The organism is Cricetibacter osteomyelitidis, assembly GCF_004340985.1.
Taxonomy (GTDB): domain Bacteria; phylum Pseudomonadota; class Gammaproteobacteria; order Enterobacterales; family Pasteurellaceae; genus Cricetibacter; species Cricetibacter osteomyelitidis.
Window position 1 is genome coordinate 1 of the sequence record NZ_SLYB01000041.1, and the last position, 19,323, is coordinate 19,323.

At 41.0% G+C, this 19,323-nt stretch carries 18 protein-coding genes; 3 read left to right on the forward strand and 15 right to left on the reverse strand.

Annotation, left to right across the window (positions count from 1 at the left end; all coding sequences use genetic code 11):
• Nucleotides 1–221: 221 nt before the first annotated feature.
• From murI to mepM, 15 genes are all read right to left on the reverse strand, one after another.
• Nucleotides 222–1,019, reverse strand: coding sequence for a glutamate racemase (gene murI, locus EDC44_RS12135; RefSeq protein WP_131979401.1), 798 nt, complete (start codon nt 1,017–1,019; stop codon nt 222–224).
• A gap of 68 nt (nt 1,020–1,087) precedes the next feature.
• Entirely contained in the window at nt 1,088–1,843 is a 756-nt protein-coding gene (locus tag EDC44_RS12140) for a DeoR/GlpR family DNA-binding transcription regulator (RefSeq protein ID WP_131979404.1), read from the reverse strand.
• A 197-nt stretch (nt 1,844–2,040) separates the two neighbouring features.
• On the reverse strand, nt 2,041–3,030 hold the full coding sequence (locus tag EDC44_RS12145) for a tripartite tricarboxylate transporter substrate binding protein (RefSeq protein WP_131979407.1): 990 nt from the start codon (nt 3,028–3,030) through the stop codon (nt 2,041–2,043).
• A 22-nt stretch (nt 3,031–3,052) separates the two neighbouring features.
• Entirely contained in the window at nt 3,053–4,549 is a 1,497-nt protein-coding gene (locus tag EDC44_RS12150) for a tripartite tricarboxylate transporter permease (RefSeq protein WP_131979410.1), read from the reverse strand.
• 9 nt (nt 4,550–4,558) lie between these two features.
• Nucleotides 4,559–5,035 carry a tripartite tricarboxylate transporter TctB family protein gene (locus EDC44_RS12155; RefSeq protein ID WP_131979413.1) on the reverse strand — a complete coding sequence of 159 codons (477 nt, stop codon included), beginning with the start codon at nt 5,033–5,035 and terminating at the stop codon, nt 4,559–4,561.
• Nucleotides 5,036–5,166: 131 nt separating this feature from the next.
• Nucleotides 5,167–6,327 (reverse strand): iron-containing alcohol dehydrogenase, encoded by a 1,161-nt coding sequence (locus EDC44_RS12160; RefSeq protein WP_131979416.1) that lies wholly within the window; start codon nt 6,325–6,327, stop codon nt 5,167–5,169.
• 20 nt (nt 6,328–6,347) lie between these two features.
• Nucleotides 6,348–7,325, reverse strand: a complete 978-nt coding sequence (locus tag EDC44_RS12165) for a hydroxyacid dehydrogenase (RefSeq protein ID WP_131979419.1) — start codon at nt 7,323–7,325, stop codon at nt 6,348–6,350.
• A gap of 88 nt (nt 7,326–7,413) precedes the next feature.
• Nucleotides 7,414–8,292, reverse strand: coding sequence for a 4-hydroxy-tetrahydrodipicolinate synthase (gene dapA / locus EDC44_RS12170; RefSeq protein WP_131979422.1), 879 nt, complete (start codon nt 8,290–8,292; stop codon nt 7,414–7,416).
• 20 nt (nt 8,293–8,312) lie between these two features.
• The gene (gene pdxA / locus EDC44_RS12175) at nt 8,313–9,314 is read right to left on the reverse strand and encodes a 4-hydroxythreonine-4-phosphate dehydrogenase PdxA (protein WP_131979425.1); all 1,002 of its coding nucleotides are present in this window, start codon (nt 9,312–9,314) and stop codon (nt 8,313–8,315) included.
• 13 nt (nt 9,315–9,327) lie between these two features.
• The gene (locus tag EDC44_RS12180) at nt 9,328–10,008 is read right to left on the reverse strand and encodes a four-carbon acid sugar kinase family protein (protein WP_131979428.1); all 681 of its coding nucleotides are present in this window, start codon (nt 10,006–10,008) and stop codon (nt 9,328–9,330) included.
• Between the two features lie 165 nt (nt 10,009–10,173).
• Entirely contained in the window at nt 10,174–12,255 is a 2,082-nt protein-coding gene (recG, locus tag EDC44_RS12185) for an ATP-dependent DNA helicase RecG (RefSeq protein WP_131979431.1), read from the reverse strand.
• Entirely contained in the window at nt 12,248–14,365 is a 2,118-nt protein-coding gene (gene spoT, locus EDC44_RS12190; protein WP_131979434.1) for a bifunctional GTP diphosphokinase/guanosine-3',5'-bis pyrophosphate 3'-pyrophosphohydrolase, read from the reverse strand. The genes recG and spoT overlap by 8 nt, the downstream gene beginning before the upstream one ends.
• Nucleotides 14,366–14,417: 52 nt before the next feature.
• A complete protein-coding gene (gene rpoZ / locus EDC44_RS12195; RefSeq protein ID WP_131979437.1) occupies nt 14,418–14,699 on the reverse strand; it encodes a DNA-directed RNA polymerase subunit omega in 282 nt (93 codons plus the stop codon).
• Between the two features lie 73 nt (nt 14,700–14,772).
• Nucleotides 14,773–15,390, reverse strand: a complete 618-nt coding sequence (gmk, locus tag EDC44_RS12200) for a guanylate kinase (protein WP_131979440.1) — start codon at nt 15,388–15,390, stop codon at nt 14,773–14,775.
• A 109-nt stretch (nt 15,391–15,499) separates the two neighbouring features.
• Complete coding sequence (gene mepM / locus EDC44_RS12205) at nt 15,500–17,029, reverse strand: murein DD-endopeptidase MepM (RefSeq protein ID WP_131979443.1); 1,530 nt, start codon at nt 17,027–17,029, stop codon at nt 15,500–15,502.
• Between the two features lie 198 nt (nt 17,030–17,227).
• Here mepM and znuC point away from each other — a divergent pair, with 198 nt between their 5' ends.
• The 3 genes from znuC to EDC44_RS12220 all read left to right on the forward strand — a co-directional run.
• Entirely contained in the window at nt 17,228–18,028 is an 801-nt protein-coding gene (gene znuC / locus EDC44_RS12210) for a zinc ABC transporter ATP-binding protein ZnuC (RefSeq protein WP_131979446.1), read from the forward strand.
• Entirely contained in the window at nt 18,028–18,813 is a 786-nt protein-coding gene (znuB, locus tag EDC44_RS12215; protein ID WP_131979449.1) for a zinc ABC transporter permease subunit ZnuB, read from the forward strand. Before znuC ends, znuB begins: the two co-directional genes overlap by 1 nt.
• A gap of 268 nt (nt 18,814–19,081) precedes the next feature.
• Nucleotides 19,082–19,323 (forward strand): transposase (locus tag EDC44_RS12220; RefSeq protein WP_165870266.1); only part of this gene is annotated, 242 nt, incomplete at its 3' end.

Sequence of the window (19,323 nt, forward strand, 5' to 3'; positions counted from 1 at the left end):
TAGTTTTTCAAAATCCATCTACAAGTGCCCACACAGATTGTCTGATTATATTGTTAAAGAGCAAAAAAGAACGACGCGAGGCGTATTTTTAAATCCTTTACAACGTCGCGTCGTTGTGTGGGGCGTATTATAGGGATTTTTGCGGGCTTTGCAAGATCTTTTTGTGAAAAAAATTCTTTTAGCTTATAAAGTATCCAAATCTGGATTTAACCTATTGATCTTTAATTGAGTTCCCGCAGAATTAATTCATCAAACCCCCAATATTTCAAGACATGTTGAAATCGCTGCTCTTCTTCAAAGTGGCGTGTGCAGAAAATCAAATTGCGAAATTTTTCATTTTTTGACCGCACTTTTTGCTCGTTTAGTAAACTTTTTACCCGTTTTGCGATAGCCTTTGCCGGATCGACAAAATATTTTACTTGAGGTAAACACAGGCGAAGCTCCTCTTTCAATAAAGGAAAATGCGTGCAGCCCAAAATTACCGTATCCAATTCTTTATTTCCTATCCAAGGCGCAACCTCATTTTGTAGCGCAAGCAAATCTACCGAATTACCGTAAATCTTTTGTTCCGCAATTTCCGGCAACTTCGTTGAGCCGATACGTTCCACAATGCAATCAGCCGCATAATTATTAATTAAATCATTTACATAAGAACGTTTTACGGTTCCCTTCGTTGCCAGTAAACCTATTGTTTTAGTCTGTGAAATTGCTGCCGCCGGCTTTACTGCAGGAACCGTTCCCACAATAGGACAATCAAATGCTGAACGCAATGCCGGCAATACGACCGTACTCGCCGTATTGCAGCCAATAACAATAATATCAATGGGATATTGCCCATTAATACGAGTACAGATAGACAAAGTACGGTCAATTATTTCTTGTTCTTCTTTCTCTGAATAAGGGAAAAAAGCATTATCAAAGCAGTATAAATAATGAGCATTCGGCAGCATGGCTTTAATTTCGCGATATACACTCAATCCCCCCATCCCCGAATCAAAAACTAAAATTGTGGGTTTCATTTACTCTATTTATGGCAGTCAGAAATTTATTGCATAGTACGCTGATTTTTTTCAGAATTCAACCGCACTTATACTAACTCCAGCTGAATACCGTTAGCTTTCAGTTCAACCTGCGCTTCAGGCAATAAGACGTTGTCAGTAACAATAGCGGAAAAATGATTGAGCGGAGCGACAGCATACAGAGAATATTTACCGTATTTACTGCTGTCCGCCACTAAAAATCGTTGTTTTGCCGCACCTGACAGTGTTTTTTTCAAATGTGCTTTTTCTTCCGTCGGTGCGGTGACACCGGCGTTCAAATCCCACGAATTACAGCTGACAAAAGCAAAATCCGGATATACTCTTTCCAATACATTTTGTCCGAAGGCTCCAATGCAAGATTGGCTGCTATGATCGATTCGCCCGCCAGTAATTGTTACTTCAATTTGTTTATATTCCGAAAGAAATAAAGCAATATGTAAATCCGTGGTGATTACTCGTAGAGGAATATGGGCTATTTTACGAGCTATCATCAATGTGGTAGTGCCGGCATCCAACAGCACTGAACTGCCGGCGGTAATCAACGATGCTGCGTAATCGGTAATACGTTCTTTCTCGGCAATTTGTCTGGCTGCTTTTTCATTGGTAGTCGGCTGATAGGCGATAAATTGATTTAAGCTCACTCCACCGTGGGTGCGCAAAATCGTGCCTTCATCACTCATTTTTACCAAATCCCGTCGAATAGTGGCAGGCGATGAACCTGTCACTTTCACCAGCTGTTCTACTGTGGCAATAGCATGGCTTTTAAGAAAAAGAATAATTTTTTCTGCACGTTCCGTTGGCATAAGAGATCCTCATTTTAATCACGCATTCAGCTTACCGATTAAGCTAAATCGCCGTTTTAAACGAATGGTAATTGTAACCGATATATGCCAGTAAGAAAATGAATCCTTCAAATGTAATAACGGGATCACTACAGCCTTAGCTTTACCTATCCTGAAATTAAACCACTCGCAAGCAAGTGGCTTTATCTTTTTTACAATCAGTTGTTCACTAGATCTTTATTTTTCTCAAATTCAACTAAACTCTTATCAAGATGTTGAATGAGATCTTGTGTGCCGACAAAGGTCGGTGAAACACTATAGGCTTCTTCGGTTTTCTTACGAAATTCCGGATTTTCGGTGACAGTTTTCATTGCATTCGCCATTTTTTCGACAATGGCGGCATCGGTACCTTTCGGGAAACTCAAGAAATAATATCTTTCCGCTTCCCAATTTACCCCTTGCTCGTCCGCCGTCGGTACGTCAGAGAATAATTTATTACGCTGTTTATTAATAACCGCTAACGGCACAAAGTCTTTTGAATCAAAGTAAGATTTCATTACACCGTAAGGATTGACGTTAATATCGATTTTTCCTGCCAATAATGCGGCATTACGATCCGTACCACCACCGGCATCCACAATATTAAAATCAATATTTGCGGTTTGTTCCAGTATGCGTCCTAAATAATAGGAATAACCGCCTACCGATGAAGCATAAAGCAAATTACCTGGATTTTCTTTTGCTTTGGCAATCAAATCATTCAAATTTTTCATACCGCTTTTAGCGTTCACGGCAATTACATAAGAATCATCAACAATAGTAGCAGCAACCGGTGCTAATGCTTCGTGAGCCTGTGTAGAAATCCCTACGACTTTATTAGTCAACATTGATTCATGGAAAAATAATGCGGTGTAACCGTCCGGTTTTGCTCGTGCAACTTGACGCATACCCGCATTGCCGTTTGCTCCCGATACATTATTCACGATAATTTTTGCGCCTAATTCTTTTTCCAAATAGCTGGCAAGATTACGGGCGTGGAAATCCGTATCGCCGCCGGCATTGAACGGTACAATAATTGTGATTGTTTGATTCGGATAGCCATTTTCTGTGGCATTTTTGACCGCACTTTTATCATCGGATTTATCATTACAGCCCATAATACCTAAACTAAGCACAGCTGCGGCAACGTAAGAAAGATACTTTTTCATATAAAACTCCTTGAGAGATAAATTAACCGGAACGTTTTTTTAACTGGGAACGCACTGCGAATAAAATCACTATTGCAGTCATCACAAAAAATACAACGGCAATCGGTGCTCTGAAAAATTCAGTAAAATCACCTTTTGAGAACATTAAACCTCGTCTTAAATTCACTTCTGCAAGCGGACCGATAATAAAACCGAGAATAAACGGCGCAGCCGGAATTGACAGCTTAAAGAAAGTGAAGCCGAGTAAGCCGAATAATATGGTAGCCCATACGTCAAAGAAATTATTTCTCACACCGAATGCCCCGATAATACAGAACAGGAAAATTGCCAGTAATAAGAAATGCTTTGGAATGGCTAAGATTTTGGTGAACACACGCAAACCGTAAAATTCCATTAAAAACATGACAATCGCCCCGACAAACATTGCCGAGAAAATCACATATACCGTGCTAACGTGTTCCGTAAACATTAGTGGTCCGGGAATAATGCCGTGTAATGTCAAGCCACCTAATAAAATTGCCGTTACGGTATCACCCGGAATACCTAAAGCAAGTAATGGAACTAATGCACCACCAATCGCCGCATTATTTGATGCTTCGGAAGCAACAATACCATCAATAATGCCTGTTCCGTATTTTTCAGGATATTTTGAAGTAGATTTAGAAACCGTATAAGCCATTACATTTGCTGCACCGCCACCAATGCCCGGTAAAATACCGATTGCAGTTCCCAGTGATGAAGACATAATAAAATTCTTGGTTTGACCGAAAAATTCTTTTACCGAAAAGCCTAATCCTTTCACAATCTTAATCGCTGTGATTACCCCAAGATTATTACGTTCCGTCTTAACGGTATCTGCTTTAGCGATGATCTCGTTAATAGCAAATAAGCCAATAAGTACCGGTAACACATCAAAACCGTAAGCAATTTCTTCAGAACCGAAGTTAAATCGTGCAACGGACGAAATTGCATCCATTCCCACTGTAGCAAACATACAGCCAAGCAAACCTGAGATTAATCCCTTCCAAATATTGTCACCGGATAATCCAACCAACATACTCAGTGAAAATAACGCTACCGCAAAATATTCGTAAGCACCGAATTTAATTGCTATTTTGGCTAAATAAGGTGATAAGAAAACCAATACGATTGTTGAAAAAATTGTACCTAAGAATGAAAATGTCACTCCAACGCCCAAGGCTTTAAAGGCTTGTCCTTTTTTGGTCATGGGATAGCCGTCAAAACAGGTGGCGATAGATGACGGTGTACCCGGAATACCGGTTAAAATAGCTGTAATTAAACCGCCCGAAATACCGCCGATGTATAACGCAATCAACAGCACAATAGCGTAATTCGGTTCCATTGCATAAGTAATCGGTAGAAACAACGCCAATGCCATGGTTGCCGATAATCCCGGCACAGAACCGAATATAATCCCGATAAACACACCGCCGAGAATACATAAAATACCGGTAACGGTAAATAATGAAGCAACCCCTTGTAATAATAATTCGCCCATATTTTCCCCCTAAAAGAATATACCTGACGGCATCGTTAAACTGAGATAATGGCTAAAGGTGAAATAAGCGATAATTGGCAATAGGATAGAAAATACAGCATAAATCCAGTACACCTTTTTCACATAATTCGGCGTTAAAAGTAACGATAAGCAGAATAAAAACGGTATGGAAACCAAAATAAAGCCTAAGTATTGCATTGAAACCACATATACAAAAATAAGCCCCAATACTGCCAAAACCCGTCGCCAATCCGTTGTATTATTGCTTTCTACGCTATCACTGACACTCAATCTTCTTAGCGAAGTGATCAACAACATTAGCGATGAAATCAATAATAACGAACCGTAAATTTTAGGCATAAAATCCGCTTCAACACTTACCACATTTTTTGTTTCAATAAGAAACGCATTAATTAGATAAAATACTGAAACAAAAAAGAATATAAACCCTGCCATAAAATTTTTATCAGATAAGTATTTTTTCATTTACTTTCTCCCTATATCCAGCAGTAAAATCTATGTAGGTACGATTAACGTGCATAATCGTACAAAATAAAATTCACTTACGTTTAATGTACGACTCGACTGTAAACGGTCTAATCGTACCTACAAAAACACTAAATAATTTTCCGATAAATGGCTTTAATATCCGCCTTGGTCATTTCTCGTGGATTGTTATCCAATAAGCGACGAACCTTGAAAGCAGAATCCACTAATTCATCTAAAATTTCTTCTGAAATTCCCACCGCACTTAGATCGCATTTAATCTCTAAATCACGAATTAAGGCATAAAGTTCATCAATCATTTTTTCTGCTGCTTGTCGTTCCGTGCAATTTTGCACATCTAACCCCATTGCTCTCGCTACATTGGCAAATTTTTCTTCACAAGCAGGCAAATTAAATTGCATTACGTCAGGCAGCAAAATTGCATTAGATAATCCGTGCGGAATATGATATTTACCGCCTAACGGATAAGATAAAGCGTGTACGGCAACAGTGCCGGAAGTAGCAATGCAAGCACCACCTAAGAACGATCCAAGTAACATATTTTCACGAGCCTGAACATCTTGCCCGTGATGAAATGCCGTGCGGATATTTTTTGCAATTAATTCCACTGCTTTTAAAGCGAACATATCGCTAAACGGACTACCTTTTTTCGAGATATAACATTCGATAGCATGACACAAAGCATCAATACCTGTATTGGCGGTAATGTGTTTCGGCAAACCGACAGTCAAGTCGGCATCTAAAATCACGCTGCTTGCGACTAATTTCTCATCCACAATGCCGATTTTTAATTCCTGTTCCGAATCTAAAACAATAGAATTTTGTGTTGCTTCCGAACCTGTGCCGGAAGTGGTCGGTATCATTAATGTCGGCACACTGCGTTGTGCAAATTTTTTCGCCCCACCGGTCACTTCTTTTAATGTGATATTTTGATTTGCTAACATTAATGCCACTAATTTAGCAGTATCCATCGCACTCCCACCACCGAGACCGATAACCATATCCGCTTTAAAGTGTTTAGCTTGATCAAAAATATGCTCAACTGCACCAATAGGCGGTTCAGGCGGCACATCCGAAATCACCTGCACGGCAAGACCGGCTTGCTCTAAAATAGCTTTCGGTTTATCGACTAAGCCTGCTTTGAATACGCCCGCATCAGTAATCAACACCGCATTTTTAGCATTGTATCCTTGAGCTACATCAGCAATTTGAGTAATAGAACCTGCTCCGCCGATCACTTTACTAGGATTAAATAAAGAATAAATTGACATATATGCTTTCTCCAACTTTTCTATCTTTGCCATCTCGGGTGATTATAGGCTTCAGGATTACATACATTTTCCCAACGTTCGCCATTCATTACCGCAACTACACCCTCTGCCGCCATGGTCGCCACACCGGAGGCGGCTTCTTTGGTTTGTCCTGCCATATGTGGTGATACAATTACGTTATCCAACGCAAACAACGGTGAATTAACATCAATCGGCTCAACGGCAAACACATCTAAACCGGCACTATGGATTTGATTGGTTTGCAATGCTTTTACTAAGGCATCTTCATCAATCACGCCGCCACGGGCACAATTAATTAGAATAGTATTTGCCGACATCAAACCGATCTCTCGCTTACCAATTAAATTGCGTGTTTTTTCTGTTAATGGCACGTGAATGGAAATGACATCAGAGCCTTTAATCACATCATCAAGTTCGGCACAGTAGGTATAACCTTGTTCTGCGATAGTTTTCGGTTTGACGAAAGGATCGTAAACTTTTACATTCATTCCAATGGCTTTTGACATTTGAGCTAAAATTGACCCGATTCGACCGTAGCCGATCAACGCAAGAGTTTTATTATTCAGCTCATAAGCCTTGTAACTGCTTCTAATCGCAAAATTATCTTTCCGAGTTTCTTTATCGGAACGCACAATATCTTTAGCACAGGCAAACATTAAAGCGAAAGCATGTTCTGCCACTGAACGAGTATTGGCACCCGGTGCGATCACCACAGGAATACCAAGTTCCGTCGCGGTTTTTACATCTACATCATCAACGCCGACACCCGGTCTGCCGATAACTTTTAAATTTTTACATTGCAACATCGTTTCACGATCAATGGAACCGATACGAATAATCAATCCTTCTGCATCGCGTAATTCAGGTAGCATTGCCGTTGGTGAACCATCATTTGTAATCGCAATTTGCACATTTCCTTTTTCCAACACCGCCATTCCGTCGTCATGTAAGCGGTGCGAGATAACCACTTTTTTCATTTTATTCTCCGCATAATGCGTTATAAATATTAAAAAAGTGCGGTCATTTTTCACAAAATTTTGTCAAAACTTACCGCACTTTTTAGCCTTATTCGTAAAATTTAAATACTTCCAACAATGCTGCATCAATCGCCGGGTTGTTAGCACAATTGGACGGCTCTTTGGCGTTACCCACTGAATGACCACGTAACTGAGCGGCACGTTTTACCACGGAATTTGGGTTGCCTTTTGCCATTACATTACGGAATGCACGGATTTTTTTCTGAGCCTCGTTTGCTTTGTCAAAATCACCTTTTTTCCATTGCTCGTAGATTTCTACCATTAATTCCGGGAATACGTTTGAACAACCACTTATCGCCCCTGTGCCACCGGCAAGTAATGTCCATAAAATCAATGAATCATTACCGGCCATAACATTAATACTTGGATCGGTGTTTTCAATATATTTCAATGAATTATCGAAATTACCGCTACTGTCTTTGATACCGATGATATTATCGTATTTAGCTAATTTTTTTACTGTCGTGTAATCAATGTTATTACCTGTTCTCGCAGGAATGTTATACATCAAGATAGGTAAATAAACACTTTCAGCTACACGACTAAAATGACGATAAAGATCATCTTGTGATACTTGTACAAAATAAGGGGAAATCACGGATAATACATCTACACCAAGATCTTGCACCTGCTGGGAAAACTCGATGGTTTCTTTCGTTGTAATACAACCAGTTCCCGCATAAACAGGCACTCGACCATTTACGATTTTTACAGTTTCTTTGATAATTTCTAATTTTTCCTGTTGGTTAAAACCATAGAATTCACCATTTGTTCCTAAAGTGAAAATCCCATGGACACCTGCATCAATTAAATAATCAATAAAATCCTTATAAGCACTTGGATTAAATTTTTCATTCTCATCTAATGCAGTTAATACTGGAGTAATAATACCTTCCGGTTTAAACATAATCATTTTCCTCATGTTGTTTACTGATTTGCATACTTAATATTCGCCATTTTCGCCCCGAGATATAATGCCTCAGTCATACTACGGCTGTCGGCGATGCCTTTTCCTACAATCGGGAATGCCGTGCCGTGATCTACGGAAGTGCGGATAAAGGGCAAGCCCACGGTGACGTTTACGCCCGTATCAAAGCCTAATAATTTGATCGGGATATGCCCTTGATCGTGGTACATCACGACTACAATATCGAATTCATTTAAGTTCGCTGCCCGGTGAAACAGCGTATCCGGCGGAACAGGACCGGTAACGTTAAACCCTTTTGCTTGTGCCGCTTTGATTGCCGGTACGATTTCTTTTTCATCTTCATCGCCGAACATGCCGTTTTCACCAGAATGGGGATTTAAGCCTGCCACCGCAATTCTCGGTTGTTTAAAGCCGAGCATTTTGGCATTTTCATAAGCGAGATCAATCACCGTCGCAACCCGTTCTTTCGTGACTAAATCACAGGCTTTACGCAATTGAACATGAGTTGTTACGTGAATTACATTTAATTTTTCGCTGGTCAACATCATTGAGTAATCTTTGGTATCGCTCAAATGTGCCAAAATTTCCGTATGCCCCGGGAACATTTTGCCGCCGGCGTGCAGTGCCTCTTTATTTAAAGGTGCGGTGACAATGGCGTGAATTTTGCCTGCTTTGGCATATTGCACCGCACGTTCGATATATTCATAGGCGGCTTTGCCTGCAATGGGATTGATTTGAGAGAACGGCAGATCTGCCGGTAAATTATCCAAATCCACCACATCGATCACGCCGTATTCACTTTTTGCTTCCGTCACATCATTAATCACTCGCAGCTGTAAATCGGATTTAACAATGCCTAAAGCACGCCGCATAATTTTGTAATCGCCAATCACTACAGGGCGGGCAAGTTCATAAATACGTTTGTCCGCCAAGGCTTTAATAATCACCTCCGCTCCGATACCGGCACCGTCGCCCATGGTAATACCTAAAATTGGATTCATGCTTTTCTCCTGCTTAATTTCTAATAAAATCAATAACTTTTTCTAACACATTGAGTGAACCGAAACCACCGGCTTTGGTGATGACCGGAATCTGTGCAATACGATGTAAACCTTGTTCATTTCGAGCATCGAAGCAGATAATGGATTTTGGATGTGCTGCGATAATTTGATTAATTTCGCTCAATAATGTTTCGCTATGTAACTGCTCGACATGAATTTCAATCACTGAAAGTGCGGTCTGTTTTGCAATAATTTCTGCAACTTTAGAAGATAAAATCGGTGTTTTCGGATCGGTGGCAAACTCCGTTTGCAATAACGGCACATTGTTCACATAGCCAATTCCGTTATGCACCGTACGCCCCGCTTGCGGTAGTGCAGCACAAAAGAAAATTGCTTGAAATTCGGTATATGTTAATAATGCCGCTAATTCCGACCCGATATTGCCCCGCAAAGTGGAATCCACTTTTTTATAAATATGATTATTTTCAGTATGATACTGACAGATAACTTGCCGAACACGCAATCCCGCTTCAATTTTTGAAACCGCACGGCTGTCGGTGTTCACCACCACAACATCGGATTGTAAAGAGATGGGTTGCTGCCAATTTAATGCAATGTCCACCGTTGTATTATTTTGAGTGAATAATACACCAGTGTCATTTGCCCCTGTAAAATCGTCTGCAATCACCAACATTGTTTATTTCCTGTGCGTTGTTTTGTTGGTTGCAAGTATATCGAAGTCAAAAAAGGAAAACTGTGATCATTGTCACAAAATTGATTATTAGTAATCTTATTGATTAAAAATAATCATAAATAGATAAAAAAAATGCGGTCAAAACCGACCGCACTTTAAGAATGATTAGGCATTACTATAAATTTCCCGCTGTCCCAGCCAGCGTTTAATCAACGGTTCAACGATTTCCGGCTGCTCTTGCATAATGCGGCGGGCACTGTGTTGAATTTGCGGGATCATTTTACGATCTCGCATTAAATTAGCAATTTTAAATTCTGCCATCCCGGTTTGTTTAGTGCCAAGAATTTCGCCAGTGCCACGGATTTCAAGATCCTTTTCTGAAATAACAAAACCATCTTGGCTGTCTCGCAGCACTTGCAAACGTTTTTGTGAAATTTTCCCTAGCGGCGGTTTATACATTAATACACAGAAAGATGCAGTACTGCCCCTTCCCACACGGCCTCGTAATTGGTGTAGCTGGGAAAGTCCTAGACGTTCGGCATTTTCAATAATCATCAAGCTGGCATTCGGTACATCAACCCCTACTTCAATAACAGTGGTTGCGACTAACAGATCAATATTACCCGCTTTAAATTCTGCCATAATTTCTTGTTTTTCTTGCGGTTTCATTCGTCCATGCACTAAACCGATACGTAAGTGCGGTAGAATTTTTTGTAAATCTTCTGAGATAGCCTCCGCAGCCTGCGCTTCCAGCACTTCGCTTTCGTCAATTAAGGTACAAACCCAATAAGCTTGGCGTTTTTCTTGGGTGCAAGCATGATTTATGCGTGCGATAATTTCTGCACGCCGTTCTTCCGAAACGACCACCGTTTGAATCGGTGTACGGCCCGGCGGAAGTTCATCAATAATCGAGGTATCCAAATCAGCATAAACCGTCATCGCTAAAGTGCGCGGAATCGGCGTTGCTGTCATAATCAATTGATGCGGATAAATACCGGATTTTTCTCCTTTTTCACGCAGCATTAAACGTTGGTGTACACCGAAGCGGTGCTGTTCATCAATGATCACTAAAGCCAGATCCGCAAACTCGACTTGTTCCTGAAATAAAGCGTGCGTTCCCACTACCATTTGCACAGTGCCGGTTTTAATGGTTTCCAACTGAACCTGACGGGCTTTGCCTTTCACTTTGCCGACTAACCAGCCCACTTTGATTCCAAAAGGTTCAAACCAACGACGGAAATTTTGGGTGTGCTGTTCAGCTAAAATTTCAGTAGGTGCCATTAACGCGACTTGCTTACCATTATCGATGGCGGCTAAAGCTGATAACGCCGCCACTAAGGTTTTACCGGAACCCACATCGCCCTGAACTAATCGCATCATTGGAAAGGAATTGCTAAGATCACGCTCTATCTCGGCAGTCACTCGTGCCTGGGCGTTAGTGGGTTTAAAGGGTAATGTTGCCAAGAAACGGGATTTTAAATCTGTTTGATAACTCAACGGCACGGCGTAATGTTGTTGAATCCCAGCTCGCACTTTTTGCATTGCAAGATTATGAGCCAATAATTCTTCAAAAATTAACCGCACTTGTGCCGGATGCTTGCCCTGTTCCAGCTCGTCTACGGAAATATCCGGTGACGGACGATGTAGAAAACGGATAGCATCCTTTAAATTAAAACCATTCGGAGCAAACTCTGTAGGCAATAATTCTGCGACGTTGACTTTATCCAACAATGCCAAAGCTTGATCCGTTAGTTTGCGTAAAGAATTTTGTTTTAACCCTTCAGTCGTGGGATAAATGGGAGTTAAGGTTTCTTCCAATACCAAGGGGGCATTGTTTTTGATGATTCGATATTCGGGATGATGAATTTCTGCCATAAAGCGACCACGGCGGATTTCACCAAAGGCTTTCACGCGTTCGCCAATTTGAAAACTGTTTCGCATTGCCGCGTTGAAATTGAAAAACCGCAAGGTAATTTTTGCGGTGCCGTCTGACAAACTTACGGTTAAAATCGGGCGTTTGCCGAATTGCACTTCGCAAGTTTGCACTATCCCTTCAATGGTGGCATATTGTTCAATACGTAAATCGGCGATAGGGGTAATGCGGGTGCGATCTTCATAACGCAACGGCAGATGAAATAACAAATCTTGCACGTTATTAATGCCGATTCGTCCTAATTTATCGGCGATCATCGCCCCCACACCGGAAAGTGCGGTGAGCGGCACGGCATTTAATAATTCGTTACTCATTAATATTACGTTCGACTTGAATCACGCTTTCGATAGTTTGAATTTTTTCCATGATTTGAACAAGATGTTCGCTGTTATGAGCAGTTAAAATCACAGCAACTTGGTACAAACGACCGTCTCGTTCTTCGATAAAAATATCGCGAATACTACTATTTGTCGCGGCAATGGTGGCGAGAAGTTCTGCTAAAGTATTTTGCGTATTGATAATATCAATACGTAACTCCGCTTCAAATTCTACTTTATTTTCGCGAAGTTCCCATTGCACGGCCATATATTGATCCGGTTTATCCTGTTGTGCTTTCAAATTGGCACAACGTTCGTGGTGAATAACTAATCCTTTGCCTTGGCTCACATAAGCAATAATCGGATCACCCGGGATAGGATGACAACAATTAGCAAAAGAAGTCATTAAATTTTCAGCCCCTTTTACTAATATTTCGTTATTCGTCAAGTCACCGTCCGTATCAATTTCTATCGGTTCGCCGATTAAACGATAAGCGACTACGGCACTCATTTGATTTCCCAAACCGATTTCCGCCAGTAGTTCTTCAAAAGAATCAAGTTTGAGCTCAACCAATAAATCATGAATACGTTGCGAATCCAAATCATCACAAGTTTTCGGCGATAATGCAGCCAGTAATTGGCGTTTACCCGCTGCAATCGCTTCTTCATTGCGTAAACTTTTTAGCATTTGACGAATATTCGCTCTGGCTCTTGCCGATACCACAAAATTCAACCAACCTGCACTCGGACGTGCGGATGGTGATGTAATGATATCCACCGTTTGACCGGAGCGCAGCGATTGAGAAAGCGGATAAGGTAGGCGATCTACGCGAGCCCCCACACAAGTATTACCTATATCCGTATGCACCGCATAAGCGAAATCTACCGCCGTTGCTCCTTTCGGCAATTCCACAATACGACCTTTCGGGGTAAAGACATAAATTTCTTTCGGAAATAAATCGGATTTTACATTTTCGATAAATTCCATAGAATTACCCGCACTTTGCTGCAATTCTACGATACTTTGCAACCAACGTTGAGCACGAGCCTGCGTGGTAGTGCTGTTATTTTTGCCGCCTTGTTTATACACCCAATGTGCCGCTACACCCATTTCCGCCATTTGATCCATTTCTTCCGTACGGATCTGAACTTCCACCGGCACGCCGTGCGGCCCAATCATAGAAGTATGCAAAGATTGGTAGCCATTGGCTTTTGGTACGGCAATATAATCTTTAATTTTACCCGGGCGGGGTTTATACAAACTGTGCATTTGTCCTAGCACGCGATAGCAAGTATCCACATCCGCCACCACCGCACGGAACGCGTAAATATCCATAATGGATTGAAAACGCTGTTCTTTCAAACGCATTTTTTGATAGATGGAATAAAGATTTTTTTCTCGTCCGAACACACGAGCTTGAATCCCTACATCGTCTAAACGCCCTTTGATCTCTTTTGCAATGCGTTGGATCATTTCTTTACGATTACCGCGGGCAACCTGGATCACTTTTTGTAATACAGAATAACGCTGAGGATGCATCGCTTCAAAGCCGAGATCTTCCAATTCGTTTTTAATATGCTCAATCCCTAAACGATGAGCCAACGGGCTGTAAATTTCCAAAGTTTCTTTAGCAATACGGCGGCGTTTATCCGGACGCAATGCGCCCAGCGTTCGCATATTATGGGTTCGGTCAGCCAATTTGATCAGAACTACGCGAATATCTTTGGTCATTGCCAAGATCATTTTTTGGAAATTGGCGACTTCGGCTTCTTTGCGAGTACGAAATTTGAGTTTATCCAGTTTAGATACGCCTTCAACGATTTCCGCCACACTGGATCCGAATTCTTCTTTGAGTTGTTCTTCCGTATAAGGCGTGTCCTCGATCACATCATGCAATAATGCAGCCATGACGGCTTCGTGATCGAGTTTCATTTCGGCAATGATCGACGCCACTGCCACAGGATGGGTAATGTAGGGTTCACCACTGGAACGGTATTGTCCTTCATGAGCATCTCTTGCAATCACAAAAGCACGTTTAACTAATTCAATTTGCTCAGGCGGCAAATAACCTTGAATAATGTTTTGCAAACTTTCAAAGAGATACATTGGACACTCCGTAATAATTCACAAAGGCAAATGACGAACCACTAACCTGTAACTATAATTGTTCCGGATTGTCGGATATAAAAGACACCGCACTTAATTCGGCTTCTGCTTGCTCAAATTGCTCACGGCGTTCTTGTGCGTTCATAATATCGTTATTGATCAATCCTTTTTCGATTTCACGTAAGGCAATCACGGTCGGTTTATCGTTATCTTCCGGTACCAACGGTTCTTGTACGTGTAATTGCAGTTGTCTTGCACGACGAGCTGCGGTTAAAATTAAATCAAAACGGTTACCGATTTTTTCAACGGCATCCTGCACGGTTACTCGAGCCATAATTACTCCACTAAATTCTGTTTATATTTACCAATTTCTTTTAGAAAAGGCGTCTATGATACTAAAGTGCGGTCTATTTTTCTAGTAATTCGTTAATTAATAATTGATAACGTTCCACCTGATTCTCGGTTTTCAGCTGTTCCGCCTGCAAAATCGAGCGAATTTCCGTTAATGCCTGCTCAAAATCATCGTTGATAATCACATAATCATATTCCACATAATGGCTGATTTCAGCTTTCGCTTTTGCCATTCGATTCGCAATCACTTCTGTACTGTCTTGCCCGCGACCGATTAAACGTTTTTCCAATTCCGCTAAAGACGGCGGCAAAATAAAAATGCTTTTTACATTAGGGACTTTTTGACGAATTTGCTGTGCTCCCTGCCAGTCAATATCCAAAAACACATCAATACCCTGAGCCAAAGATTGTTCGATCATAGGCAGGGATGTACCGTAATAATGACCACCGAACACTTTGGCGTATTCCAAAAATCCCTCTTCGTCAATCAAACGCTCAAATTCCGCTACATCCACAAAATAATAATGTTTACCATGTATTTCACCCGGGCGAGGAGATCTTGTAGTATGAGAAACAGAAACTTTCATTGCATCCGAATCTTTTAGTAACGCAGAAATTAACGATGATTTTCCCGCTCCGCTGGGCGCCGACAGAATATAGAGATTGCCTGACATAAAAATCCTTAGAAATTAAATAAGTTGACTTATTATGCAATGAATTTGAAAAAAATAAAAGTGCGGTAACTTTTTTAAAAATTACCGCACTTGATGAATTTAATTACGATTACATTTTCAATCGGTTTTCTACGATTTTTGCCGTCGCTAAGAAACTTCGACGTTCCGCCGTGCTCATTCCGCTGCTGCCGCCCGGTAATTTCACGGTAATTGGATTTACCGGTCTGCCGTTGATATGAAATTCATAGTGTAAATGCGGGCCGGTTGATCCGCCGGTATTACCGGATAAACCGATGCGATCACCACGTTTTACCGATTGCCCCGCTTTGACTAACGGACGGCTTAAATGCATATACACCGTTTGATATTCACGACCGTGACGAATCACAATATATCGACCGGCTCCGCGAGCTTGATAGGCCACTTTCTCCACTACGCCGTCTGCTGGTGCAATCACCGGCGTACCCGTCGGTAAAGCGAAATCCACACCGTTATGCGGACGAATGCGACGAGTAATCGGATGTATGCGCCGCGGATTAAATCCGGAAGAAATCCGGGCCTGTCTTTGCAACGGATAACGTGCAAATCCTTTACCTAAGGTTTCCCCGTGGCGACTGTAGTAACGCCCGTTAGCTGCTTGAATTGCGTAATAACTTTTACCGCCGCTGATAATATGAATACCATCGACATTACCTTGCCCGGTTAATTTATTATCCAAATACTCTCGAGAAACCAAAATGGCAAAACGATCACCTTTTTGCAATTTCTTCATACTCACCTGCCACTGAAGTGCGGTGGTTAATTGAGCAATTTGGCGGGATGTTAAACCCAGTTTTTTCAAGCTACTATTAAAAGATGTGCCGATTTGTCCTTTTAGGACATCCTTTTTCCAGACACTTTTTTTCTCAATAATTTGTCGTTTATATTTGCCATCGACCAATTCATAAATACGTTCTTCTTTTTCCGAAATCAGCCAGTTCATATAACCCAGCTCATTTTCTTTATTTAAAATCCAGTAAAATTGTTGACCGGCTTTCAGATTTTTCAACTCGGGATAAGCCGCAATCAATTTCTCACTGGTGCTGTCATCCAAGCCTGATAATTCTAAAATATCACGTAATTTATCACCGCGAACTACAGTATGGCTAAATTGGTTTTTAATTTTTAATGCTTGATCCGCAACATCAAGCAAATCGTTAACGGCATTTTGCGCATCTTCGGGTAATTCTTCCGTATCTTCCAATTCTTCCGTATCTTCCGGTTCTTTGGCGATTTCATCTACTTCATCATCGGGGCCGTGCAAATCTTCGTCATAAGAAGTCGCTTCGCCTAATTCTGTACTGCCTGCATTATTATGTTGTTCATGCGGTTCGCCATTCTCTGCCACATCCGTACCTTCATGCCATTCTGTTTTTGTAGCTTGTTCTGTCTCCGCACTAGGCTGGCTGGTTTCCGGATCGCTTTTTAATGATTGATACTGTATATCGTCTGTCTGTACAGATTCCAGTTGTGAAGAATTATTAATGCTTAACATAATGCCGGCAAAGATCGCAAGCAACGAAACAAAGAAAATCCCCACTTTAATGTGTGCTTTTCTTTTACGTCTGTCTCGTGCAAATTTAACGTGCTGTTTTGCCACTGTTAATAATCCTAAAAGTTATTCTTTGGTTAGTGTTACTCTGACACAATAAGTTGGTAAAAATTCGATTGAACGGAAGAAAAAATATTCGTTTGTCTGAATAATCATCATTTTTACCGCTTGCCTTGTATAATCGTAAAAAATGGGGTATTTTAACCGCTCTTTTAATAAAAATCATCTATATAATAAAAATGGAAAATGCAAATTAACGCCATTAAAATACCGCTTATCCAACTCAAAAATATTAATGTTGTTTTTGAACAAAAAGTTGCTTTACAAAATATTAATTTAGCGGTTTATCCTAATTCGATTACGACCATCGTCGGACCTAACGGCGGCGGTAAATCCACTTTGCTTAAAGTGCTGTTAAAACTGATTTCACCGACTTCCGGCACTGTACAGTACGGTAAAAATGTGAAAATCGGCTATGTGCCGCAAAAAATTCAGTTGGATCACAGCTTTCCTATTACAGTCAAAAAATTCCTATCGCTTGCCAAAGGGATTACCCCTACAGACATTCAAGATGCCTTAGAGCTGCTCTCTATCAGTCATTTGGTCAATAATAGCTTGCAGCGATTATCCGGCGGAGAAATGCAACGGGTGCTATTAGCCAGAGCTATTTTAAACAAGCCGAATTTATTGGTACTGGATGAACCGACGCAAGGCGTGGATATCAGCGGTCAAGCGGAATTATATCAACTTATTCATCAAACCCAGCAAAAACTAAATTGCGCTATTTTAATGGTATCGCACGATTTGAACTTAGTCATGGCGGATACCAATGAAGTATTGTGTATTAATCAACATATTTGCTGTGCAGGCACGCCGGAAATTATTTCCAACGATCCGAAATTTATTCATCTGTTTGGCCCGCAATTTTCTAAAAATGTGGCATTTTATGCACACCATCACAATCATAAACACGATATGCACGGTGACGTGTGTTGTTCCGGTAATTCTCATACGGCACAATGCATTCATCAAAATAAGGATTTGTAATGTTTGATATTTTATTCCCCGCCTGGCTCGCGGGCATTTTGCTTTCGTTTATCACCGCTCCGCTCGGTGCTTTTGTAGTATGGCGTAAAATGGCCTATTTCGGGGATACTCTTTCTCATTCGGCTTTGCTTGGTGTCGCCTTAGGATTCTTTTTAAATGCCAATCCTTATTTAGCGATTTTGGTAATAACCTTATTACTGGCGATTGCTATGGTGTGGCTGGAAAATAACAGCCAATTTTCCTTAGATACTATTCTCGGCATTATTGCACACAGTTGTTTGTCCTTGGGAGTGGTGACCGTAGGATTGCTCGGCAATATTCGAGTGGATTTGATGGCATATTTATTCGGTGATTTATTGGCTATGGGCTATGCGGATCTGATTTATATCGGCTTGGGTACTATTATGGTGCTAAGTACATTACTCTATTTCTGGCATCCGTTAATTTCCGCCACAATCAGCCCCGAATTGGCTCAAGTGGAAGGTATTAATATCAAAAAAATGCGATTTATTTTAATGATTTTGACCGCACTTACTATTGCTTTAAGTATGAAGTTTGTAGGTGCATTAATTATCACCTCATTGCTTATCATCCCGGCAGCAACTGCCCGTCGATTCGCCACGACACCAGAAAGCATGGTACTATTCGCCGTAATCATTAGTATGATTTCCGTCACATTGGGCTTGTTATTATCCGGTTTCTACGATACCGCAGCCGGACCGTCCGTTGTTATTTGCGCATCGGGATTATTTTTACTTTCCTTGTTACGAAAAGAAAAAAATTAAATATTCATCTAGGCAGTTTATACGCCTCAGACCATTGACAACCCCACCTAATTTCTAAAATCAGGTGGGGTTGTTGTTTTCGGTATAAAATAAAACGGAAGAGTGCCTTTATCATCCGTATTTTATATCCCTGATTTTTATCGGGCGGATAAACCCTTATTCCTTCTGCCGTCAGTCTATACCTATTTCCTTCTTAGACGCTCTATTGTAGTGATACACTAATCTTGCAGTCCTCATGGTAAAATACCATCCAAAAGAGGAAACCAAAATGAAACAATCAAGACGCACATTTAGCCCTGAATATAAAGCAGAGGCGGTAAAACTCGTTACAGAACAAGGTTATTCAGTTGCTCAAGCTTGTCGAGAGTTAAAGGTGGGAGAAACGGCATTACGTCGTTGGCTGTCGCAAATCAACGCAGAAAATCAAGGTTATATTCTCCCCGGCACAAAGCCCATTACGCCGGAACAGCAGAGAATCCGAGAGCTTGAAGCGCGGATAAGAGAGTTGGA